This window comes from Faecalibacillus sp. (assembly GCF_047023275.1).
In the GTDB taxonomy this organism is placed as follows: domain Bacteria; phylum Bacillota_I; class Bacilli_A; order Erysipelotrichales; family Coprobacillaceae; genus Faecalibacillus.
The window spans coordinates 1-22,632 of the sequence record NZ_JBKYAR010000034.1 but is presented as its reverse complement, the minus strand read 5'-3'; the positions used below and the strand labels follow the sequence as shown (position 1 = coordinate 22,632).

Below are 22,632 nucleotides of genomic sequence, written 5' to 3'. Positions count from 1 at the left end.
CGGGTTTTTGACAGTTATGTAACTTCCATACGAATATAGATATGCTCAAAGCGCTTATTCCATATAGGTTTTTTGAGTTTTTTTACTGTCAAATTTTATCATTTTAAATGTTGTATGGTGTTGTATATGGTGGTATAATGTCTCTAGGAGATGATTTTCATGAAGCTTTACTATGACAGACGTTCTAAAAATCCAACTTATTTTATTCAACAGGGTATCAGAAACGGCAAGAAAACGACTACCCGCAACATTAAAACTATTGGAAAACACAATGACCTTCTTAAAATTACTGACGATCCTCTTGAATATGCAAAACAGGAAGTCGCTAAATTCAATGAAGAATATAAAGCCAATAAAATTTCTATAGATGTCAATATCGATTTTTCTAAAAAGCTTCCTTCTTCAATGGATACTGTTGCCCATTCAAAAAATATCAATATTGGCTATTTCTTTATCCAGTCTATCTATCATGATTTGAAGATCAAAGATTTTCTGAACAATATTGTTTCGCAAACCAGGGTCGATTATGATGCTGATCTCATAAACAGATTTCTTACCATCTCTCGAATACTTGATCCTCGTTCGAAACTGGGAATCTATGATCATCTTCATATATATTATGAACAGCCGCACTATCTCTATGAATCTTCTCTTAGATTCCTATCGCTTTTGGCCAAACACTTTGATGAATACATTTCCCATTTGTATGAGGCAAGCAATAACATCATTCCAAGAGATACATCTGTATGTTATTTTGACTGTACAAACTATTATTTTGAAATTGAAACTGCAGATGAGGATTATATCGATGAAGTTACTGGTGAAATCTTTTACATGTTGAGAAAGTACGGGATTTCCAAACAGCATCAGCCAACTCCAATCGTTCAAATGGGACTGTTCATTGATGCACAGGGAATTCCTTTATCAATGTGTATCAATCCAGGAAATCAAAACGAACAGTTGTGTGCCACTTCAACCGAAGAGAAAATGATAAGATCTTTCAAAGATAAAAAACTTATCTATTGCGCTGATGCAGGACTTGGTTCCTATGATATTAGAAAGTTCAATTCTTTTGGAAGCAGAGCCTTTATAGTCACACAGTCCATAAAGAAACTGTCGAAACCTTTACAGGAAGCAGTATTTAATGATTGTGACTATAAGCTTTTATCCAACGACTTGCCTATGACACTAAAGGAAATGCACGAATTTGATAAAAATGATGAAGACAATCTCCATCTATACAATGATATCCTGTATAAAGTGATCAGTGCAGATAAGGCTGTTGATTTAGGACTTACAGAAGAATATGTGACTTCTACAGGAAAAACAGGAACAAAAAAAGTCAAAGGTGAACTGAAACAATATGTCATCATTACTTTTTCCAGAAAAGCGATGGAATATCAAAGGCATATTCGCAACAGTCAAATAGAACGTGCTCAAAGACTTATAAAAAATAATAAGGTCGAAGATTTAAAAAAGAATCAAAACGATCCAAAAAGATTCATTAAAAAAGTAAAAAATGAAAAGAATAAATATTATATTGATGAAGAGATGATAAAAAAAGAAGAGATGTATGATGGTTTCTATGCCATCGCTACAAATCTGGATGCAGAAAACGAAGCAAAAAAAATAATTGAGATCAATTCGCAGAGATATAGGATAGAAGATTGTTTTAGAGTTTTAAAAACAAATTTCAAAGCAAGACCTATAAATCATCGAAAAAATGATCGTATCATAGCACATTTTATGACATGTTATACGGCATTGCTCATTCAAAGGATAATGGAAGTAAAATTAAATCAAAAAGGCAGACATTTTACTACCGGAGAAATCATTGAAAACTTAAAAAATATGAATGTGGTCAATAATCATGATCTGTACTATCAGGCAACTTATACAGGAAGTACACTATGTGATGCTTTGAATGAAACATTTGGATTAGAATTGGACAAGGAATATTATCAGCCCAAAGAACTAAATAAAAAAATCAAAAAAATATCAAATTAGATATTCCATACAACATTTTAAAAAGAGTGAAAATCCACTGATACCAATGGGTTCCACTCTTTTTTCCTATTTAACTGTCAAAGACGGGATTATACCACATCGTAAGCTATATGCAATAAAAAACTTTTCAACTCTTTAACGCTTCTACTATTTCTATTTGTTGTGCTTTCCTTATAGGTATCAAACAGCAAATAAATGTTAAAACACACATTACCATAAAAACAACTAAAACCATATCTTGAGGTATTATAAAAAATTCCTCAATCAAATTAGAAATGCCTTTTTGAATAAACATATTAGCTAAGATAAATAATTGTTTTAAAACAAAATAAGCTTCTATAAACGCAAAATGTGAAATCCATATTCCTTGAAATAAAACAATTAAAATAATTTGTTGTTTTGAAGCCCCTAATGTTTGTAAAATAGCAAAATATCTTTTTCTTTTAATAACTGTTAAATATAAAACAATTCCCAATAAAAAACATGCCGTTACGACAGCTAATGAACTAAAACATATTAAAATCCATTCAATTTGTTGAAATTTTTCATCAATTGTTATAGATAATGAACTATTAGCCAATTTAAATTGATATTGTGGATATTTATTTTTTAAATCTTTTAAAAGTCTTTTATCTTCTACTTGTATAAAAGCTGTTTGTCCTTTTTCTATTTGATAAAGTTCTTTAATCATATGACTCATAGCATATTCATTGAAATAGATTGTTTCCATAATAGTTTCTTTATCTTCAATTCCTACGATTTTAACCTTATAAGATCGTATTTGATTTAAATATTCAAAAAACAAATAAACATTTTTATTTATTAAACTTTTTTTCTTTGAAATATATAATAATTGATCATAGGTAGATTTAGACAGTATAATTTCTTGATCATTTTGGATGATTTTCCCTTGTATTTTATTTTTTGGCTTTTGAATATAATCAGAGATATACAATGTTTTTTCTGTCTGATATTTTTTTGAAGTAGAAACACCTAAAAAATCTATTTGATCATTTTGTAAAAAACGATATATGATTTTTTGATGATAAATTTGATTGATATCTTCTTGAGTTAATAAATGATTATTTTTCTTTTTTAACATAATCGTTGTAGAAGGAATAATTTGTTCTAGTTGTTCATGAATTTGTTTATTAGCTGATTGTGTAAGAGAAAGTGTTAGTAAAATACTTAACAGTGCTAAAAATAATACCTGTACAACGATAAAAGAACTTTTCCATGTCATTTTTAATTCTTTTAACAAAAAATAACAAAATGTTTTTTTACATGTCTTTTCAATACTATTTTCTTTTTTAATCATCGCATTTTGATGAATTAAATGTAATTGATAATCTTTAATTTCATATAAATAATCATGGTATTTTTTAGCTAATAATTCATCATGACTAATAACGATGACTAGTTTTTCCATTGAAAGTTGTTTTAATATTTTAAAAATTTCTTCACTGTTTTTTTCATCTAAAGCACCTGTTGGTTCATCACATAAAATAATAGGATTTTCTGCAATAAACCCTCTATAAATAGCTACTCTTTGCTTTTGACCACCTGAAAGAATACTTGCTTTATAACGTTGAAGTTCTTTTATTTTTAAGCGTTTTAAATAAATTTCTTTTTTAGCAACTATTATTTTTTTAAAATAGGTTACAAGACTTTCGTTTTCTCTTACACTCATATTTTCAACCAAATGAAACTGTTGAAAAATAAAACCAACATATCTTCTAATATAATGAGGAATCTTTCGAATATCTTTTCCATCAACTTCAATTGTTCCTTGATATTGTTGATCCAAACCACCTAACATATTTAAAAGTGTTGATTTCCCACATCCACTTTGTCCTATAATCACATACATTCCTTTTTTTTGAAAAGACATTGTCATATTCTTAAACAAAGGTCGATCAAAAGACTTTGTTAAGTTTTTGATTTCTAACATATTATTCCTCCCTTAAACATTCATATATTTTTATTTTTTTCATTTTCAATAACATAAATCCACTTAATAAAAATCCCTGTAAGATATATCCTAAAAAATAAAAAACATACAACATATATTTTTGATGATATATTTCAGGTAAAACAAATAAATTGACAATACCAAATACTTTGTTAGAGATATCAAACAAAGTAATAATTTTTAAAAAAAGATTAGAAATCAAACAAGATACACTCCCTATTATCATCATTGTAAGTAATACCTTTTTTAAAATAAACAAGGCTAAGTATTTATCTTGATAACCATTAGCTAGCATCAAAGCATATGTCTTTTGGTTTTCATAAAACATTGATAAAATCATGTAGCCCATTAAAACAACAGCAATCATAAAACTTAAAAAAATAAATATAAAACTTACTTTTTTAAATAATTTAATCAATTCAAAATAACTTTGAAATTGTTCATAAACAAGACAAACACCTTTATATTTAGAAGATAACTGTTTTAGATAGGGTTGTACTTCTTCTTTATTTTGGACATAAACTAAACAAGTTGAAAAATCTACACATTGTACTGCAATTTTGTCAGGGAGTGTATAGTAATAAAGTGTTGGTTGTAAGTGATCATCTTTGATGATACCTTTAATATTTAAATAATATTTTTTATTATTTAAAGTATATGTAAGGTAAGAATTTTTGATTTTTATCATCATTGCATCATTAACATACACTTCATTTTTATTTATTTTTCGATTTATAGAAAAAGATTGAAAACTTTTTATGCCTTCAATCTTTCCTATATCCAAATAATATTGATATTTACCTTTAAGTTGTTTAAGTTCTTTTTCTTGAAAAATTCTTTGATTTTTCTTTTGAATCATCACTAAATTATTATTAATAGTATGAGCATACTGTTTTTGATAATAACGATCAAAGCCAAAAAGTCCCGTTATAATTAAAGTCATTGCTAGTACCATATAAATTTGTGATACAAACATCATCAAGCATTTCTTTTTATCCTTAACAAGCATTTTTAACATTTCTTTAAATAGCGAACCACATCTTGTTTTTATAATATGATAACGTGAATATAATTGATGATTCCAATGATAATGATGTTTAAACTTTTCAAAATCTAAATGATATTGTGTATATTTTGAAACTAATTTATCATGAGAAACAATGATAATAAGTTTTTTTTGACTCATTTTTTTTAAAATTTCGTACACTTTTTTTCTATTTATTTCATCCAAAGCTCCAGTTGGTTCATCACACAAAATAATTGGACTCGAACATAAAAGAGCTCTTATCAATGCAACACGTTGTTTTTGACCTCCAGATAAATCAATTACTTTTTTATTTAATAAATCTTCTAGCTCAAATATTTTTACTAATTCTAGCATTTGTTTTTCTATAACTTTTGTTCCTTTTAAACGACAATAAAACAAACAATTTTCCTTTACTGTCAAATAATCTATAAGTTGATAATTTTGATAAACAAAACTTATCATAAGCTGTCGATAATCTTTAATATTTTCTATCTTTATTTGATTTAAAAGGATATCGCCTTCATAATCTTGATCTATTCCTGCAATCAATTGTAAAAGTGTTGACTTCCCACACCCACTTTCACCAGTAATAGCTACAAGACCATTATTTGGAAATAATATATTCAAATTTTCAAAAATAATTCTTTCGCCTTCTATTGTCTTAAACTTTTTTGTAACATTTTTTAACTCTAATCCCATTTTTAAACTCCTTATGTTATAATTGCCTCGGTGATAAAATGAATCAATTTAAATATTCTTTGGATAACAAGCGTTATCATACATATAACTATTACTTAAAAAATAAATACCATCAAAAAGTTGCTAAAGTAGCTTTAAATGCTGATTTTACATGCCCTAATCGAGATGGAACAAAAGGATATGGGGGCTGTATTTTTTGTAGTTCATCAGGATCAGGAGATTACGCTGGAAATGTCCATGATCATTTAGAAGAACAATTTCAAACAATTTCTCAAATCATGAAAAGAAAATGGCCTGAATGTGCCTATATTGCTTACTTTCAAGCCAATACAAACACTTATGGTCCAATAGATAAAATAAAAAAAATGATAGCACCTTTTCTTGATAAAAAAGATGTTAAAGGTATTGCTCTTGCTACAAGACCCGATTGTTTAAACGAAGAAATTGTTCAATATTTAAGTACGGTCAACAAACAAAAAGATGTCTATATCGAACTAGGATTACAAACAATTCATGATCAAACAAGTAAACTTATTAATCGTGGACATACTTATCAAGAATTTCTTGATGGTTTAGCATTATGTAGAAAATATAATCTTGAAGTATGTGTACATATCATCAATGGTCTTCCTTTTGAAACAAAAGAAATGATGATTGAAACTGCTAAAGTATTAGGTCAATTAGATATTCAAGCACTTAAAATACATATGTTATTTGTTGTGAAAAATACAAAACTTCAACAAATGTATGAAAACCATGAATTTGAAATGCTCTCTCGTCAAGAATATATTGATATTGTTGTAGAACAACTTCGTTACATTAAGCCAGAAATTGTCATTGAAAGACTGACTGGTGATGGTAAAATAGATGATTTAATTGCTCCTTTATGGTCCATTAAAAAAGTAACTATTTTAAATGATATTGATAAAAAAATGAAAGAACTTTATGTTTATCAAGGAGATTTATACAAAAAATAGCCCATTTTCTGAGCTATTTTTTTACACTATTATTATATATGATTTTTTAAATTATTTTGTCTCAAATTTGTTTCAAATTTGTCTCAAAAAAAACACTAACCTATGATAATTGGTTAGCGTTTTTATTATTATTTCTATTCAGTTTCGATAAGTCCATAATCTCCATCATTACGACGATATACAATACTAATAGCATCTGTTTCAGTATCACGATATACGAAGAATGAATGTCCGATTAATTCCATTTGCATAATTGCTTCTTCCATATCCATTGGTTTTGGAGTAATTGTTTTTGTTTTTACTAATACGTCTTCTTCTTCATCTTCTAAAGGTTCAATTGATGCTAAATTGAATGCAAGTTTATTATCTTTAGATTTTCTGTTTAATCTAGTTTTATACTTTCTAATTTGACCTTCTAATTTGTCGATAACTAAGTCAATTGCATTGTATAAATCTTGATCCACAACTTCTGCTCTTAAAAGTACATATTCAGTAGGAATTGTCACTTCAATTTTTTGTCCGTAAGGATAAGTTCTTACAAGTACTTTGGCTTCAACATTTTCACTTACAATGAAGTATTTGTCTAATTTTGATAATTTTTCACTGACTTTTTCTTCAATTGCTTCAGTAATTTCAATGTTCTTTCCTCTTAATGTAATTTTCATAATTAATTCCTCCTTTTGATAACTATATTATACTATAAACTTTCCTAAATTCCTACTTTAATATGCTATTTTATCCTTTCCAAAAAAAGGTCATAATAAAAAAAGCTCAATTTATGAGCTTTTTTCTACATATATTTTTTTAAACTTTCTACCTTATCTAATTGTTCCCAAGGTAAATTTGCTTCAGGTCTACCAAAATGACCATATGAAGCTGTCTTTTTATAAATAGGTGTTCTTAAATTTAATGTATGAATGATTCCTGCTGGTGTTAAATCAAATTCTTTCTTGATAGCTTCAAGAATCACATCATGAGGTACTTTTTCAGTTCCTTTTGTATCAATATAAATAGATGTTGGTTCTTTAACACCAATTGCATAAGATAATTGGATTTCAAGTTCATCACACATATTAGCTGCAACAACATTTTTAGCAATATAACGTGCCATATAAGCAGCAGAACGGTCTACTTTAGTTGGATCTTTTCCAGAGAAAGCTCCTCCTCCATGACGTGCATATCCACCATATGTATCAACAATGATTTTTCTACCAGTAAGACCTGTATCTCCATGAGGACCACCAATTACAAAACGTCCTGTAGGATTGATTAAAACACGATAATCTGTATTCATATCATATTTTTTAACAACAGCATCCATGATATTTTCTTTAACAAATTTTTTAAATTCTGCTTCATCAAAATCATCATCATGTTGAATTGACATTAAAATAGTATCAATCACTGGTTTTTCATCAGTATAATCAATTGTTACTTGTGCTTTCATATCAGGTCTAGCCCATTTGAAAGTTCCATCATGTCTTAAAGTTGAAGCATAACGTACTAAATGATGCGCAATTGAAATAGCAAGTGGCATATATCCTTCAGTTTCTTTAGTTGCATAACCAAACATAATTCCTTGGTCTCCTGCTCCACCGACTTCTTCGTTTGTTCCTAGTGCAATATCGCTTGATTGACTATCCATAACAACTTCAATCTTACATGTTTTATAATCCATTCCTTTAGCTTCATCATCATAACCGATTTCTTTTAAAACATTTCTAGCAACAGCTTCATAATCTACCTTTGCATTTGTAGTAATTTCTCCACCAATTACAACTAAGTTTGTTGTTGCAAAACATTCACATGCAACACGTGAGTTAGGATCTTGTTTAAAACATTCATCTAAGATTGCATCACTAATTTGATCACACACTTTATCAGGATGTCCTTCTGATACAGACTCTGATGTAAATAAAATTCTTTCTTTCATTTTTTCTTCCTCCTTAAATAACAAATAAAAAAGCTTCCTAAAGAGAAAGCCGTTAGGAAGCTTTCTCTTATTGTTCAAGAATAAACTTGCTCAGTAAAGGCACCTTCTAACATATAGGGTTGCCACCACTTCATCGATCTTCATCTCATGGTTCTTAATAAGAGTCCTTTTTATTTTATTGATATTCTTCTTTTTTTATTGATGTCATTTTTTCTATGAGTTCATCTTCCAAACCAATCTCTTTTAAAATAAGAGCTATTTTGATTTGTTGTTCTTTTCTTTTATTCAATTTCATCACCTAAAATAAGTTTGTGAAATCAAATAAAAATTATGATGACTTCAAAGACTAAAACATAATATTACAAACTCTCTATAAATGCAAGAAATTTGTATTATAATGCACTAGAAATATTTTGTACCTCTAAAACTCCTGGTACTTCTTCCATTAAAATTTGTTCAACACCATCTTTTAAAGTATCATCAATCATGGTACAACCTGCACATGCTCCAAGCATTCTTACATAAACAATACCATCTTTAAAATCAACATATTCGATATCTCCACCATCTCTTTGAAGATATGGTCTTAATTTATGGATGACATTTTTAATTTGTTCTTCAATATTTTCCATTTTAGCAAACTCCTTTTTATATCTTTGATTTTATATCATATAAATCCTACCATATTTTATATTTTTTCCCTATTAAATACAACACATATGATTAAATTGTGCTATAATAGTGCCGCAAGGAGTGAAATCAAGTGACAAAACTTATCAAACGAGGGGATATCATAGATGTTAAAGTAACTGGTATTCAACCATATGGTGCTTTTGCTCTTTTACCTGATAATTCAACAGGATTGATTCATATCTCAGAAATATCAGATAAATTTGTTAAAAGCATTGCAAGTTATGTACGCATTAATGATATTGTTAAAGTAAAAGTCATTGATTTTGATCATTCTAGCAATCACGCCAAATTAAGCTTGAAAGCTGTTGACAATCGTTTTCGAAGAAAAGACAAAAAACTCGTCTATAAAAACCCTCGAAAACCAATTGTAGAAACACCTAAAGGTTTTTCACCTTTAGCTCAAGCAATGGAAGAATGGTTAAAACAAGGTGTAATGGAGGAAAACTAAATGATCACATTAGATTTATCAAAAGCAAAATTAGCTGAAGATTTAGGATCATACAAAGAAAAAGTAGCAGAAATTCATGATATGATTCGCAACAAAACAGGTGCTGGTAACGATTTCCTTGGATGGGTAGAATTACCAGAAAACTATGATAAAGCAGAAGTTCAATTAATGAAAGAAACTGCTGCTAAATTAAGAGAAAAAGTTGATGTATTATTAGTATGCGGTATCGGGGGATCTTATTTAGGAGCACGTGCTGCTATTGAAGCAATTAATGGTTTATATTCAGATGATAAAGTAGAAATCATCTATGTAGGAAATACTTTCTCTTCAAATTATATTCATCAAGTTGCTAAATATATTGAAGGTAAAGATTTCGCTATCAACGTTATTTCTAAATCAGGAACAACTACTGAAACATCTATTTCTTTCAGAATTTTCAAAGAAATGTGCGAAAAGAAATATGGTAAAGAAGGAGCTCGTGAAAGAATCGTAGCTACTACTGATAGAGAAAAAGGTGCTCTTAAAAAATTAGCTACAGATGAAGGTTATGTAACATTTGTAGTACCTGATGATATCGGTGGACGTTATTCAGTTTTAACTGCTGTAGGTCTATTCCCTATTGCAATGGCTGGTATTGACATCGATGAAATGTTAAAAGGTGCTAAAGATGCCATGGTTAAATATAACGATGCAAACATTGAAACAAATGATGCTTATCGTTATGGTGTAGCAAGACAATTATTAAATAAAGCTGGATATTCAGCTGAAATGTTTGTCACTTATGAATTACAATTAAATAATGTTGCTGAATGGTGGAAACAATTATATGGAGAATCTGAAGGTAAAGAAAATAAAGGTATCTTACCTCATAGTGCAGTATTCTCTACAGACTTACATTCATTAGGACAATTTATCCAAGAAGGTTCTAAAGTTTTATATGAAACAATCTTCGAAGTTAAAAATCCACAAAATGATATGATTATTCCAAGTGATCCAGATGATTTAGATGGTTTAAATTATTTAGCTGGTAAATCTGTTGACTATGTTAACAAAAGAGCTTGTGAAGGTACTATTGATGCTCATGTTAATACTGGTAATGTACCAAATATCATTATTTCATTAGATAAGATGGATGCTTATGGATTTGGTTATATGGTTTATTTCTTTGAAATGTCATGTGCTATGTCAGTTTATTTCTTAGGAGTCAACCCATTCAATCAACCTGGTGTTGAAGTTTATAAGAAAAATATGTTCAAATTATTAGGTAAACCTGGTTATTAAGATTAAGAAAGTAGATTTGTTCTACTTTCTTTTTTTTTACATATTTTATAATGGTGATATGATGAAAAAAGGAAAATACGTTTTAATATTCATTATATTTTTTGTTATTGCTTATCTTTTTTCAAATCGTATTACCCCTAGAATTGAAAATATAGCTACCAAAGAAATAAATCAATTTATTCAAATACTTATCAATCATACTTCATTTACACAAAAAATAGATACACATAAACTTTATAAAAAAGAAAATAATTCCATTAGTTTTCAAATGAGTTATATCAATGATATTGCTTCTAATTACATCAACAATCTTGAAGAAACTCTTTTAAAGCTTGAAGAAGGCACTTTTCAACAAAAAGATAATTCCCCCTATAGTAAAAAACTTTTAAAAATCAATCAACAAAAAGGCATAGTTGCTTATATTCCTGTTGGTTCACTTACCAATAATGTTTTTTTACAAGATAGAGGCCCATCTTTTTCTATTAAATATAAAACTCTTTCTTTAACCTCATCAAATATCAATAAAAAAATTAAAAATTACGGTATCAATCACCTTGCCATCTCTATCGATTTAAATATTACAATTATTTTACAAGTCCTTGTTCCCTTATATCATGAACACTTTAAAGAAAATTATACAATTCCACTTGTCTATGAAGTCATTGAAGGTGAGGTTCCCTCATGGTATCAAAACTAAACATTTTAAAAACATATTATCATCTTCCTCTAGAAGATCAATTTTCATTCATCTATGAAAATAAACATTATTATTTAACTAACAAGCCTTTTCCTTTATACTATCAAGAATATATTTCTTTGCTTCAAATTAATCCGTTTAAAATTATCAACAATATTTACCAACAAAAACACTCACAAGGTTATATTCTTTATCAGCTGAAAAGCATTCCAATAGATATACAAAAAATCATTTCTCTATCTCTTAAATCTCAAGAAACCAAAACAGTTAATAATATAAAAAAAGAATGGATCAAATACTATGAATCCATTCTTGTCTATACACCTTCAAATTCTTTAGAATACCAAGTTATCTATTACACCCTATTTACTCTATGTCAGGTATCTATTGAGCTTTTAAATCATTATTTTTTACCCATAACATCCATCAGCCTGTCCTATCAACACAAAAAAATTCATTCATACGAAGATATTTATCTAATAGAAAATATAGAAATCAACATATACATGCATGATCTTTTCTGTTTATACCTAAATAATACTATTTCCATCTACCAATTAGAACAAATAATCAATGAATATAACCTAACTTCAAAGGATCTACAAATTCTTTTATGTTATGCTCTTTTCCCTCAAACATGTCTTGTACATTTCCATGAAGATTCTTTAACAACAAAAAGAAAAAGATTAATAAAATATATTAAAAAATTATCTTCTCTCATTCTTCTTCTTCAAAAATATATTCAAATTCCTTCTCTTAAATGGATAAAATGAACAATAAAACTACCGATTTAATCATTTATTACATTTCGGTAGTTTCCTATTTAGAATAAGATATACTTATTTATTCATTTTTACATACTCTTCTAAACATACTCCTAATTCATTAATCTTTTTAGCGTGTTTTTTCCCCACATAACGATAATGCCATGGTTCATAGCCTACTTTTGTAATATCATTTTTACGCGTTGGATAGCGCAAAATAAAGCCATATCTCCAACTATTTTGTATCAACCATTGTTGTTCAGCCGTCTTTTCTTGACTATGATCAAGACGTTGATTGTTTATAGAAACAATATCTACTGCAAATCCTAATTGATGTTCACTTGTTTTTGGTCTTGCCACCCAAAAAGCAGCTTTATCATATGCCTCTTGCTTTGAATATCCCTGTTTTAAATAATTATTAACTTTATTTTGATAAAGTTGCTCTTGTTTTTCATTTGTTCGATAAGAAGAACAAATCAATAAATTTAATCCTTCACTCTTGGCTACTTTTAACATTGCTGTTAAATCTTTATAAATTCTTCGATCAACTAATTGATTATTATTCAATCGTACTAAATCAACTTTCCAATCTTCAGGAATCGTATTTTCAAAATTAACTAATGTTAATAATTCATCATCATTGCTTTGATAATTTTTAATTTTATGTGTTACTAATTTATTTTGATGATTCATTAAAAAGCATAAACAAGTAACAATCCCTATCATCAAAAAAATAACCCCTAATACCTTTATTTTATTAATTTTCTTCACTTTAATCGCTCCTTCTAACAAAAATGCATCCTTTTTACACTTTTAAGTGTATAAAAAAGATGCATAAAAACATCACCAAAGAAGCATCAAAGTTGTATCAATAACCTGAACTATCTGCTATATATGCTTGATTGTCTGCCATTTTAAACAAATACTTATAAGTTTCTTTATCAGATAAACCTAAGTATTTTCTTCCAAAAGCATAAATCTCTGTGTCCTCTTTATCGCCATATTTTTTATTATAATAATTATACTGATATATCAAATGGGTATCAACATCAATCATAGCGTTAAAAATTCTTTCTTCATTTGTAAAACCCACTTGGTAGACACTTACATTTTTTTGAGAATTCAATCTATTACTATAGTGTTTCAATGTATAATTGTAACATACATAATTTTCATCAAAATTAAATTCTGTTAAAATACCTAGATTTTTTAATATATTTAATTGTTCATTAACAATCGTATGAATTTTTTGAATATTTTCATTACTCATATCTTGAACCTGTGTCGTAGTGATAATATCATTTCCTTTATTTTCATAATCAACAATCAGTTCTAATTTTTCAGCAACTGAAAGTTTACTTGTTTGAATGTGATAGCCTTCATTTTTTATTTTTTCAATTTGAAGATGACCAATTAATTCATCATCTTGTACTTTAGAAACAACTAAAGGAACTAATGGAATAATGATTAATAAAGTAATAGCAATGATAAACTTCATTATGTTTTTATAATTATTCATTATTCTTTACTCCTTATAACAACTGTCACCGTTGTTCCTTTTCCTAAAGTACTTTCAAAATCAATCGTTCCCTGATGAATCTTAATAATTTGATCACATAGTGCAAGTCCTAATCCGGCACCACCTGCACTTCGAGAACGTGATTTATCAACCATATAAAATGCTTCCTTAATTTTATTTAACTCTTCAGCAGCCATGCCACATCCATTATCCTTGATTATAAACTGATATCCTTTTTCTAATCTATTTCCTTTTAAATATATTTTACCATTTTCACTTACTGCTTTACGGGCATTATCTAGTAAATTTAAACATACTGTTTTCATTAAATCTGGTTCAATATAGAGTTCCCCAGGTTCAATTTTAGTAAAAAATTGAATTTGATTTTCTTTCATCAATAAATCCACTGTATCTTCAATTCCCTGAAAAAATACTTCTGCAGAAATTCTATACAATTTAAAATCTTGTTTTTTTAAAACAACTAATTCTAACAATTTCATTGACATCGATTCTAATCGCTTACCTTCTTCAACAATCAAATGAGAATAATTAACAATTTCTTCCTCATTTAAACGTTTAGAACGTAACATATCTCCATATCCTATAATAGAAGTCAAAGGTGTTTTTAATTCATGAGCAAAATTTCCTACAAACAATTCTTGTCTTTCAACAGCTTCATGCAATTCTTTCATTGTTATTTCTAAACGCTTTGCCATCATGTTAAAATCTTTTGTCAGTTGTCCAATTTCATCTTCACTACTTACCGTTAGTGGAACAATTGCATATCCATCAGCAATCCCCATTGTCGCTTTAGATAACTTTTTTATTGGACTAACAAGCCATCTTGTTATCACAAAAATAACAATAGCACTTACAGATAAAAGTATAAGTGTATAATAAAATAATGTTCTAAATTGCTCTTCTCGATTTAAAAAAACTTCAGTAATATCTCGCATATTTTCAAAATAGAGATTTGTTTCATTCAAAGAAAAGTTTCTAAGTGCAAGTAATTTATAGTGATTTTTATTTTTTAAAACAACATATCCTCTTTCGTTTTGAGAAATTTTCTTAAAAAGATGCTGATCATTATCAAAAGAGTCATTTTGATAAACAACATGCCCATTTTCATCTCGAATACAAAACGAAACACTTCCATTAAATGTTTCAACTATCATATTAGAAAATAAGCTTTGCAACAAATCAAGACGTTCTTGAGACGTATCTCCTTTTAGTGTCAATTCTTCTAAATATGGATATAATTCAAGCGTTAATGAATTGACTAAGATATCATTTTCTTGGTAAACACTCTCTGTCTCGCGTTCAAAAGAGTTATTAAAGCTTGTTTGAATCAACATAGCCCCTCCTACACTAAAACAAATAAGCGTTATCGTCATGATACTAAAATAAAGCTTCCAAAAAAATTTCATCAATCCGCCTCCAAACGATATCCAACTTTATAAACGGGAACAATTTTATCTTCTAATCCAAGTTTTTTTCGCATTCTTTGTACATGTAAATCAACAGTTCGGCTATCTCCCATATAATAATCACCCCAAACTGCTTCATAAATTCGATCACGAAATAAAGCAATATTTTTATTTTGAATAAATAATAACAATAAATCATATTCTTTTACTGTTAGATTGATTATTTGATTATTTTTCCTAACAATACGCGAAAGTGTATCAACAGTAATATCATAAACACTTAAAACAGTTGCAGTTTTATGATAACGACGTAATACTGTTTCTACACGAGCTAGTAATTCAATAATTTCAAAGGGCTTTACTATATAGTCCTCAGCTCCCAATTTCAATCCCTTAACACGATCTTTTACATCGCTTTTAGCTATTAAAAAAATAACAGGAATTTCTAAAGGTCGAATATATTCCATCAATTCATATCCATTAATTTTTGGTAACATAATATCTAATAAAATTAAATCAAATTGTTGATGATCAATTAATTCAATAGCTTCTTTTCCATCAAAGGCACATACACAACAATATCCAGCATCTGATAAATTAATTTTAATAAGTCTACTAATAGGTCTTTCGTCTTCGACAATCAATATTTTATTCATGAAATCACCTCACCATTTTATCTTACATCAAAGTTGCATCATATTCGTATCATTTTTATAAAAAAAACACACTTATTTGATAAGTGTGTAAGCTCCATCATGGAGCCTTAACTTTTCTTATATTCGAAAAATTATACTCCCAAGATTGATTAAATCAATTAAATGGGTTATATAAAAATTATTATTAATTTTCAAGCCAATTATTGAAAATAACAAAAGAAAATAGTACAACTAGAACATATAGTAAGTTGAAACTAATTGCTAAATAGTAATTTGTAGAGGAGATATTTATGGAAGATAAACAAGTATTATTTAATAATATAGATAAAGTTCACACTACCGAAATGGGTATTGATAGAATTAAGAAAAATCTTAAATTAGATACTGATGATGTTGTTGAGTATTGTAAGAATAAAGTTTTAGATAAAAATTGTAACATCTATAAACAGGGTAAAAATTGGTATTGTGAAATTGATAATATAAAAATAACAATCAATTCATATAGTTATACAATTATAACAGCACACAAATTAAAGAGGTAAAATAGATGGATTATCAAATAATAGAATTAGAAGAATTTAATGTAATAGGAATAAGGTATGAATTATCAAAATCATTAAGTAATAATGTAAAATTAGCACAAAACCATTGGAAAATATTTAATAGTAAATTAAGAAATAATAAGTTATATTTAGGAAGTAATTGGTGTAAATATGCTTTTATTGAAAAAATAGAAAATAAGATATTTTATTATATATCTATTCCTAAAAAAGATTTTGTACCAAATGATTTTACAGAAAAGATAATTTTGAAAAGTAAATATTTAAGGGTAGAACATATTGGTAATATGAATAAACTAAAAGATACTATCAATTATGTTTATAAAGAAATAATACCTAAAAATAATATTTTAGTAGAAAATAGGCAATTTGTTTATTTTGAAAAATATGATTATAAATTTCATTGGAATAGAGAAGATTCTGTTATTGAGATCTATATTCCGATTAAATAACAAATTACAATATGGAAGTGAGATGAGTTAATGAATATTCACTTTGGATTTTCATATATAGGTTTAATATTTTTACTAATGTTGATGTTACCAAATATTATATGGAGTAAAAATAAGCCTAAAGGCTATGATAAATATGTAAAAAATGAAAATAAAGTATTACTACTATTGGAGTGGCTTGGAGAAATGCTAGTAACCTGTCTGTCATTGATATTTAGTGATTTTAATATAAATAAAATATCAAACTGGTCTAGTATATTGTTAATTGCCTTTATTATAATGATTTTATACGAAATATATTGGATAAGATATTTTAAAAGTAATAAAACAATGAAAGATATGTATAGTAGCTTGTTAGGAATACCAGTTGCAGGAGCTACTTTGCCAGTAGTTGCATTTCTGTTACTAGGTATATATGGTAGAAATATATTTCTTATTATATCAACAATAGTATTAGGAATAGGACATATAGGAATACACTTAAATCATAAAAAAGAATTAGAATAAGAAATTACAATTTTATAGTTATTGATTTATAGTAATTTACCGAAAAGATTGTCAGTAATGACAGTCTTTTTTGTACGACAAGCAGTTATACAAATAGATTAGTTCAGTGCAACTAATCTATTTTTTATAAGAATTATAAACGAATTAAATGCAATTATTTTTTTATTATTTATTGACATTTAATTATAACTACTATAAAATATAGTAGTATAGTTTGTAGTAGAAAGAAGGGCTTAAATATATGAAAAATTATGACAACTATTTTCTTCCTGTAGATAATATGGAAGAAGCAAAAAGATATTATGAGGAAATATTGGGGTTAAAAAAGAAATTTGATTTTTCTGATAAGGGAATGGTTGCTTATAATATTGGAAATGAAGAACCTGCAATAATTTTAAAAGACAAAAATAAATTTGAGAATTTAAAGCCTACAATATGGTTTGAAGTAGAAGATGTTGCAATCTTCTATAAAGAAATGTTGAATAATGGTATAAAATTTTTGAGTGAGCCTTTTAAAATTGGAACTGGTAATGCAGTCGAGTTTGAAGATCCATTTGGAAATAGACTTGGCGTTACAGATTATATTAAGTAAGGAGTAGAGATTATGTCAAATATAGATTTGGTATTATTAGGACTTATTAAACAAAAATCACAAAGTGCTTATGATATTAAAAAAAATATAGAATATCGTAATATACCAAGATGGGTAAGAATTAGTGAACAGTCTATTTATAAGAAAGTATTACAATTAGAATCAAAAGAATATATTGTTAGCCATAAAGAGAAAGAGGGAAATATGCCAGATAAAGCAGTATATACTATTACTGACAAAGGTAATGATTATTTTAATAGACTTATGAATGATATTTCAAATTATGATGTTAGTCTATATTTGGATTTTAATATTATTATTACGAATTTAGATTTAGTAGATGATGAACAAAAAAAGATTCTTGTTTCTAATATAAAATCAAAGATATTAGAATTAAAAGAATTGCTAAATGAAAGACAATCTCATAGACAACATATTCCTAATGTTGGAAAACAAATGTTCAAACAACAATTAGCATTAGTAGAAACATTAGAAAAGTGGATAATTGATTTTGAGAATAGTTTAAAAGGACAAAATTAGCAAATATTGATTTTAAGTTAAAAGATAAATTTGTAGGGAGGGAAATTCCATGAAAATAATCAACATTGGTATTCTTGCTCATGTAGATGCAGGAAAGACGACTTTAACGGAAAGTCTGCTTTATACAAGTGGAGCGATTTTAGAATTAGGCAGTGTAGATAAGGGAACAACAAGGACAGATACTATGTTTTTAGAACGTCAGCGTGGAATCACAATTCAGGCAGCAGTTACTTCTTTTAATTGGAATGACTACAAAATCAATATTGTAGATACTCCTGGACATACAGATTTTATAACAGAAGTGTATCGTTCCTTATCTGTTCTTGATGGAGCTATTTTAGTAATTTCTGCTAAAGATGGTGTACAAGCACAAACAAGAATACTATTCCATGCACTTCAAAAAATGAATATACCAACAATTATTTTTATAAATAAAATAGATCAGTATGGAATTAACTTAAATAATATTTATCAAAATATCAAAGAAAAACTTTCAAATGATATTATTGTTATGCAAAATGTAACATTAACTCCAGAAATATCAATTAAAAATATCATTGATTTAGATGAATGGGATCCTGTAATTTCCAAAAATGATAAACTTTTAAAAAAATATATTGCAGGAGAAAAATTGACTATACAGGAATTAACGCAGGAAGAATATAGGTGTGTTAAAAAAGGTTCGTTGTTTCCTATATACCATGGAAGTGCTAAAAATAATATAGGAACTCAACAACTCATTGAAGCTATTTCAAATCTTTTTTGTCCTGAAATGAATAAGAATTATTCAGAACTATGTGGAAGAGTTTTTAAAATTGAATATACAGACCATAAGCAAAGATTAGTTTATTTGCGTCTTTACAGTGGAACATTACACTTACGAGATACAATTGTATTGTCAGAAAAAAAGAAAGTGAAACTTACAGAAATATATATTCCTTCAAATGGAGAAATGATACAGACAGAAATAGTTTGTTCTGGAGATATTTTTATAATACCTAACAATACATTAAGATTGAACGATATTATAGGAAATGAAAAGATTTTGCCATGCAATGTATGGAATGACAAGCCTGTACCAATGCTACGAACAAGAATTGAACCGATAAAAATAGAAGAGAGAGAAAAATTATTGGATGCTCTTACAGAAATTGCAGATACTGATCCTCTTTTACGTTATTGTGTTGATACGATAACACATGAAATCGTCATTTCTTTTTTAGGAACAGTGCAGTTAGAAGTTATCTGTTCTCTGTTGATTGAAAAATATCACATAAACATAAGAATCGAAGATCCAACCGTAATTTATTTGGAAAAGCCATTACAAAAGGCAGATTATACTATTCATATTGAAGTACCACCAAATCCATTTTGGGCATCAATTGGATTATCAATAACTCCACTTCCAATTGGCAGTGGAATACAGTACGAAAGCAAAGTTTCACTCGGTTATTTAAATCAAAGTTTCCAAAATGCAGTAAGAGAAGGTATTAATTATGGACTGGAGCAAGGTTTGTATGGCTGGGAAGTAACAGATTGTAAAATATGTTTTGAATATGGTGTTTATTATAGCCCTGTTAGTACTCCCTCGGATTTTCGTTTTCTTGCCCCAATTGTACTTGAACAAACATTGAAAAAAGCGGGAACGCAATTATTAGAGCCATATCTTTCGTTTATACTTTTTACACCACAGGGATACCTTTCTCGTGCATATAATGATGCACAAAAACATTGTGCAATAATTGAAACTAGTCAATCAAAAAATGATGAAATTATTTTTACAGGACATATTCCTGTACGTTGTATTAATGAATATCGTAATACTTTAACTCTATATACAAATGGGCAAGCAGTTTTTTTGACAGAATTAAAAGATTATCAAATTGCTACTTGTGAACCAGTTATTCAATCACGTAGACCAAATAATCGAATAGATAAAGTACGCCATATGTTTAATAAAAAAGAAAATTAAGTTACTATTCGCTAAATTACAATAATTTTATCTCTTTATGTTAGAATAACCAAAAAAGACAACTCTAAGTCACAATGATCTAGAATTGTCTTTTCCTTTTTGTATGTCTTTATCATAATTATTAATATTATCTTGCATTGATTTTACTCTTTCTTTTATATCTTTACAATATTTGTCATACTTACGAAATTCTTTAATTTTAGGTTGAAGATCATTTATTTCAACAAGTAATTCGTGAGGTGAGTAATTAAAAGTTTCTAAATTAATTAAATCTATTTTTTACCTTCTAAGTTGGCAAGTTTATCTTCAATTAGTTTATAATCTTCTTTAAAATCATCCATTTCTACAATACCTTTAATATAAGCTTGTTTAATTCTTTCTCGTTGTTTTTCTAAACTTCTAATTTCTTTATCAATAGAATTTGTATCAATTTTACTATTCTTATCTTCTAGAATAGGTAAGAAAAACTTTTTAACAGCCATATCATATTCTAATAAATCGTAAATAAAATTCTTCAACAGTTTTTCTACATGACTCTCGTTAAAGTTAATATGACAATGCACACAAGTATAATACATATATTTTCTTTTAGTGCCACCAGAACTTTACATTTCATTATTCTTCCACAATCTGGACATTTAAGCCTTTGGAAGAAAGTATAAATTCTATCTCTAGTATAAGTTCTTTGATTTTTTTCCTTTTGTCTTTGACATTCTTCCCATTTGGCACGAGATATAATAGGTTCTACAACATTCATATAAACTATTGGTTCTAAATTTTCTTGCTTGCCAATTCATTTATATTGTTCATAATCACCCATATAGATTTTATTATCTATAATCTTTTGAATAGTAGTATCTCTCCATTTCTTTTGAGGATAAATATTATTTTCTTTAAAGTAATTAGCAATTTGTTGAAAACTTTTCCCTTCTAAATACATATCAAATATCTTTTCTACATAAGGACGAGTAGAATTATCAATAATCATTGTTTTATCATCTGCACTCTTATAACCAAATGGCCTTTGATCTGGAATATGTCCAGACTTAATTGCACCATTTAATCCAAATTTTGTTCTTTCTGATACAATTTCTATTTCTAACTGTGATAAAACTGTAAGCATTCTTACAAAGAATCTTACATTAGCAGTAGAAGTATTAATATCATCTCTATCACATAGTAGAAAGCAATTATATTGTTCTAAAACTGATATTAGTTCTTCTAAATCCTTAAAATTACATAATTGAAGTAATTTTTCCTCTTATTCTCCTAAACTAAATCCTTCTCTTGCTTGATCTTCTGTTGATACACGAATATAAACTCCTGCTGTTTTCCTTTCATTATCCATAATTACCATTCTCCTTTCTTTTTAGGGTAGTGAAAGGCACCAAAAAAGGTGTCGCATAACAAGGACACCTCTAGATTTTATTGATTATTTGTACGACAAAAACAACAAATATTATGGGAGTATCTAAACTCTCAAATCAATTTAATGCCTTGCTATGTATTCTGATAATTCAGATAATGGAACTTTATTTTGTAAGTTTCCTAAATAAAAATATTTCTGTTCATTAAAGAACAAGTATAACTGGTTATTTATTATAACCTTATGAGGTTCAACATACGCTAGATTAGTATGTTCGACAATTCGTAAGCAACCTTCGTAGATTTTATATTTTTACTTACTAAATTTGCAAGACCAATCGATTTTGGTTTTGAGTTCATCACTCATATTGATTTTCTTCTTAATTATTTTAATTATATCACACCTTTCTTTGCAATAACGCACAAAAAAATCAACTATTACTAGTTGACTTAATCATTAACGTCACATTGGTGCGACGGTTTTATCTTATGGAGCGGGTGATGGGAATCGAACCCACGTAGTCAGCTTGGAAGGCTGAAGTTC

Annotated in this window: 23 protein-coding genes, 1 pseudogene and 1 riboswitch; of the genes and pseudogenes, 12 read left to right on the top strand and 12 right to left on the bottom strand. The window is 27.7% G+C overall.

Features of this window, described 5'->3' with window-relative positions:
- Positions 1–159 precede the first annotated feature (159 nt).
- The gene (locus tag ACLVEP_RS10835; protein ID WP_412582585.1) at positions 160–2,007 is read left to right on the top strand and encodes an IS1634 family transposase; all 1,848 of its coding nucleotides are present in this window, start codon (positions 160–162) and stop codon (positions 2,005–2,007) included.
- A gap of 127 nt (positions 2,008–2,134) precedes the next feature.
- Here the strand turns inward: ACLVEP_RS10835 and ACLVEP_RS10830 are convergent, their stop codons facing one another.
- Together ACLVEP_RS10830 and ACLVEP_RS10825 are read right to left on the bottom strand one after the other, a co-directional pair.
- Positions 2,135–3,958, bottom strand: coding sequence for an ATP-binding cassette domain-containing protein (locus ACLVEP_RS10830; protein ID WP_412584793.1), 1,824 nt, complete (start codon positions 3,956–3,958; stop codon positions 2,135–2,137).
- Position 3,959: 1 nt separating this feature from the next.
- Positions 3,960–5,705 carry an ATP-binding cassette domain-containing protein gene (locus ACLVEP_RS10825; protein WP_412584792.1) on the bottom strand — a complete coding sequence of 582 codons (1,746 nt, stop codon included), beginning with the start codon at positions 5,703–5,705 and terminating at the stop codon, positions 3,960–3,962.
- A gap of 38 nt (positions 5,706–5,743) precedes the next feature.
- On the opposite strand from ACLVEP_RS10825, the gene ACLVEP_RS10820 reads away from it, so the two are divergent.
- On the top strand, positions 5,744–6,682 hold the full coding sequence (locus ACLVEP_RS10820) for a TIGR01212 family radical SAM protein (RefSeq protein WP_412584790.1): 939 nt from the start codon (positions 5,744–5,746) through the stop codon (positions 6,680–6,682).
- Between the two features lie 134 nt (positions 6,683–6,816).
- Here ACLVEP_RS10820 and hpf read toward each other — a convergent pair whose 3' ends face one another.
- The 3 genes from hpf to ACLVEP_RS10805 form a co-directional block, all read right to left on the bottom strand.
- On the bottom strand, positions 6,817–7,347 hold the full coding sequence (gene hpf / locus ACLVEP_RS10815) for a ribosome hibernation-promoting factor, HPF/YfiA family (protein WP_022001231.1): 531 nt from the start codon (positions 7,345–7,347) through the stop codon (positions 6,817–6,819).
- A gap of 125 nt (positions 7,348–7,472) precedes the next feature.
- Positions 7,473–8,615 carry a methionine adenosyltransferase gene (gene metK / locus ACLVEP_RS10810; RefSeq protein ID WP_318000474.1) on the bottom strand — a complete coding sequence of 381 codons (1,143 nt, stop codon included), beginning with the start codon at positions 8,613–8,615 and terminating at the stop codon, positions 7,473–7,475.
- Positions 8,616–8,679: 64 nt separating this feature from the next.
- Positions 8,680–8,779, bottom strand: a riboswitch (SAM riboswitch).
- 228 nt (positions 8,780–9,007) lie between these two features.
- Entirely contained in the window at positions 9,008–9,247 is a 240-nt protein-coding gene (locus ACLVEP_RS10805) for a NifU family protein (protein WP_032091417.1), read from the bottom strand.
- Between the two features lie 131 nt (positions 9,248–9,378).
- Here ACLVEP_RS10805 and ACLVEP_RS10800 point away from each other — a divergent pair, with 131 nt between their 5' ends.
- The 4 genes from ACLVEP_RS10800 to ACLVEP_RS10785 all read left to right on the top strand — a co-directional run bounded on the left by ACLVEP_RS10800 (position 9,379) and on the right by ACLVEP_RS10785 (position 12,507).
- On the top strand, positions 9,379–9,756 hold the full coding sequence (locus ACLVEP_RS10800) for a S1 RNA-binding domain-containing protein (protein WP_318000473.1): 378 nt from the start codon (positions 9,379–9,381) through the stop codon (positions 9,754–9,756).
- The gene (locus tag ACLVEP_RS10795; protein ID WP_412584788.1) at positions 9,757–11,037 is read left to right on the top strand and encodes a glucose-6-phosphate isomerase; all 1,281 of its coding nucleotides are present in this window, start codon (positions 9,757–9,759) and stop codon (positions 11,035–11,037) included. It begins immediately after the preceding gene.
- A gap of 61 nt (positions 11,038–11,098) precedes the next feature.
- Entirely contained in the window at positions 11,099–11,734 is a 636-nt protein-coding gene (locus tag ACLVEP_RS10790) for a sporulation protein YunB (RefSeq protein WP_412584786.1), read from the top strand.
- Positions 11,719–12,507 (top strand): hypothetical protein, encoded by a 789-nt coding sequence (locus ACLVEP_RS10785; protein ID WP_412584785.1) that lies wholly within the window; start codon positions 11,719–11,721, stop codon positions 12,505–12,507. The genes ACLVEP_RS10790 and ACLVEP_RS10785 overlap by 16 nt, the downstream gene beginning before the upstream one ends.
- Before the next feature lie 66 nt (positions 12,508–12,573).
- On the opposite strand, the gene ACLVEP_RS10780 is transcribed toward ACLVEP_RS10785, so the two are convergent.
- From ACLVEP_RS10780 to ACLVEP_RS10765, 4 genes are all read right to left on the bottom strand, one after another.
- Complete coding sequence (locus ACLVEP_RS10780) at positions 12,574–13,269, bottom strand: M15 family metallopeptidase (RefSeq protein WP_412584783.1); 696 nt, start codon at positions 13,267–13,269, stop codon at positions 12,574–12,576.
- A gap of 97 nt (positions 13,270–13,366) precedes the next feature.
- A complete protein-coding gene (locus ACLVEP_RS10775) occupies positions 13,367–14,017 on the bottom strand; it encodes a hypothetical protein (protein ID WP_412584782.1) in 651 nt (216 codons plus the stop codon).
- Complete coding sequence (locus ACLVEP_RS10770; RefSeq protein ID WP_412584780.1) at positions 14,017–15,444, bottom strand: sensor histidine kinase; 1,428 nt, start codon at positions 15,442–15,444, stop codon at positions 14,017–14,019. Before ACLVEP_RS10770 ends, ACLVEP_RS10775 begins: the two co-directional genes overlap by 1 nt.
- Positions 15,444–16,100, bottom strand: coding sequence for a response regulator transcription factor (locus ACLVEP_RS10765; protein ID WP_412584778.1), 657 nt, complete (start codon positions 16,098–16,100; stop codon positions 15,444–15,446). The genes ACLVEP_RS10770 and ACLVEP_RS10765 overlap by 1 nt, the downstream gene beginning before the upstream one ends.
- Positions 16,101–16,390: 290 nt before the next feature.
- Here ACLVEP_RS10765 and ACLVEP_RS10760 point away from each other — a divergent pair, with 290 nt between their 5' ends.
- The 6 genes from ACLVEP_RS10760 (at position 16,391) to tet(44) (ending at position 20,723) form a co-directional block, all read left to right on the top strand.
- Positions 16,391–16,642, top strand: coding sequence for a DUF3781 domain-containing protein (locus ACLVEP_RS10760; RefSeq protein ID WP_021974314.1), 252 nt, complete (start codon positions 16,391–16,393; stop codon positions 16,640–16,642).
- 5 nt (positions 16,643–16,647) lie between these two features.
- Positions 16,648–17,112 (top strand): GyrI-like domain-containing protein, encoded by a 465-nt coding sequence (locus ACLVEP_RS10755; protein WP_021974313.1) that lies wholly within the window; start codon positions 16,648–16,650, stop codon positions 17,110–17,112.
- 30 nt (positions 17,113–17,142) lie between these two features.
- On the top strand, positions 17,143–17,619 hold the full coding sequence (locus ACLVEP_RS10750; protein ID WP_009270354.1) for a hypothetical protein: 477 nt from the start codon (positions 17,143–17,145) through the stop codon (positions 17,617–17,619).
- A gap of 241 nt (positions 17,620–17,860) precedes the next feature.
- Positions 17,861–18,211, top strand: coding sequence for a VOC family protein (locus tag ACLVEP_RS10745; RefSeq protein ID WP_009300545.1), 351 nt, complete (start codon positions 17,861–17,863; stop codon positions 18,209–18,211).
- A 12-nt stretch (positions 18,212–18,223) separates the two neighbouring features.
- Positions 18,224–18,751, top strand: coding sequence for a PadR family transcriptional regulator (locus tag ACLVEP_RS10740; RefSeq protein ID WP_009300546.1), 528 nt, complete (start codon positions 18,224–18,226; stop codon positions 18,749–18,751).
- Positions 18,752–18,800: 49 nt separating this feature from the next.
- Positions 18,801–20,723, top strand: a complete 1,923-nt coding sequence (gene tet(44), locus ACLVEP_RS10735) for a tetracycline resistance ribosomal protection protein Tet(44) (protein WP_009300547.1) — start codon at positions 18,801–18,803, stop codon at positions 20,721–20,723.
- A 272-nt stretch (positions 20,724–20,995) separates the two neighbouring features.
- Here tet(44) and ACLVEP_RS10730 read toward each other — a convergent pair whose 3' ends face one another.
- From ACLVEP_RS10730 to ACLVEP_RS10720, 3 genes and pseudogenes are all read right to left on the bottom strand, one after another.
- Positions 20,996–21,241: a hypothetical protein gene (locus ACLVEP_RS10730; protein WP_412584775.1), complete on the bottom strand. Its 246-nt coding sequence runs from the start codon at positions 21,239–21,241 to the stop codon at positions 20,996–20,998.
- A gap of 275 nt (positions 21,242–21,516) precedes the next feature.
- Positions 21,517–21,711: a recombinase family protein gene (locus ACLVEP_RS10725; protein WP_412584797.1), complete on the bottom strand. Its 195-nt coding sequence runs from the start codon at positions 21,709–21,711 to the stop codon at positions 21,517–21,519.
- A gap of 60 nt (positions 21,712–21,771) precedes the next feature.
- Positions 21,772–21,948, bottom strand: a pseudogene (locus ACLVEP_RS10720) (recombinase family protein); the annotation flags it as partial.
- Between the last annotated feature and the right edge of the window lie 684 nt (positions 21,949–22,632).

Bases quoted from the DNA above. Each gene is read 5' to 3' on its own strand.
- ACLVEP_RS10835 (WP_412582585.1), top strand. From the start codon at position 160: ATGAAGCTTTACTATGACAGACGTTCTAAAAATCCAACTTATTTTATT.
- ACLVEP_RS10830 (WP_412584793.1), bottom strand. From the start codon at position 3,958: ATGTTAGAAATCAAAAACTTAACAAAGTCTTTTGATCGACCTTTGTTT.
- ACLVEP_RS10825 (WP_412584792.1), bottom strand. From the start codon at position 5,705: ATGGGATTAGAGTTAAAAAATGTTACAAAAAAGTTTAAGACAATAGAA.
- ACLVEP_RS10820 (WP_412584790.1), top strand. From the start codon at position 5,744: ATGAATCAATTTAAATATTCTTTGGATAACAAGCGTTATCATACATAT.
- hpf (WP_022001231.1), bottom strand. From the start codon at position 7,347: ATGAAAATTACATTAAGAGGAAAGAACATTGAAATTACTGAAGCAATT.
- metK (WP_318000474.1), bottom strand. From the start codon at position 8,615: ATGAAAGAAAGAATTTTATTTACATCAGAGTCTGTATCAGAAGGACAT.
- ACLVEP_RS10805 (WP_032091417.1), bottom strand. From the start codon at position 9,247: ATGGAAAATATTGAAGAACAAATTAAAAATGTCATCCATAAATTAAGA.
- ACLVEP_RS10795 (WP_412584788.1), top strand. From the start codon at position 9,757: ATGATCACATTAGATTTATCAAAAGCAAAATTAGCTGAAGATTTAGGA.
- ACLVEP_RS10790 (WP_412584786.1), top strand. From the start codon at position 11,099: ATGAAAAAAGGAAAATACGTTTTAATATTCATTATATTTTTTGTTATT.
- ACLVEP_RS10785 (WP_412584785.1), top strand. From the start codon at position 11,719: ATGGTATCAAAACTAAACATTTTAAAAACATATTATCATCTTCCTCTA.
- ACLVEP_RS10775 (WP_412584782.1), bottom strand. From the start codon at position 14,017: ATGAATAATTATAAAAACATAATGAAGTTTATCATTGCTATTACTTTA.
- ACLVEP_RS10770 (WP_412584780.1), bottom strand. From the start codon at position 15,444: ATGAAATTTTTTTGGAAGCTTTATTTTAGTATCATGACGATAACGCTT.
- ACLVEP_RS10765 (WP_412584778.1), bottom strand. From the start codon at position 16,100: ATGAATAAAATATTGATTGTCGAAGACGAAAGACCTATTAGTAGACTT.
- ACLVEP_RS10760 (WP_021974314.1), top strand. From the start codon at position 16,391: ATGGAAGATAAACAAGTATTATTTAATAATATAGATAAAGTTCACACT.
- ACLVEP_RS10755 (WP_021974313.1), top strand. From the start codon at position 16,648: ATGGATTATCAAATAATAGAATTAGAAGAATTTAATGTAATAGGAATA.
- ACLVEP_RS10750 (WP_009270354.1), top strand. From the start codon at position 17,143: ATGAATATTCACTTTGGATTTTCATATATAGGTTTAATATTTTTACTA.
- ACLVEP_RS10745 (WP_009300545.1), top strand. From the start codon at position 17,861: ATGAAAAATTATGACAACTATTTTCTTCCTGTAGATAATATGGAAGAA.
- ACLVEP_RS10740 (WP_009300546.1), top strand. From the start codon at position 18,224: ATGTCAAATATAGATTTGGTATTATTAGGACTTATTAAACAAAAATCA.
- ACLVEP_RS10725 (WP_412584797.1), bottom strand. From the start codon at position 21,711: ATGATTATTGATAATTCTACTCGTCCTTATGTAGAAAAGATATTTGAT.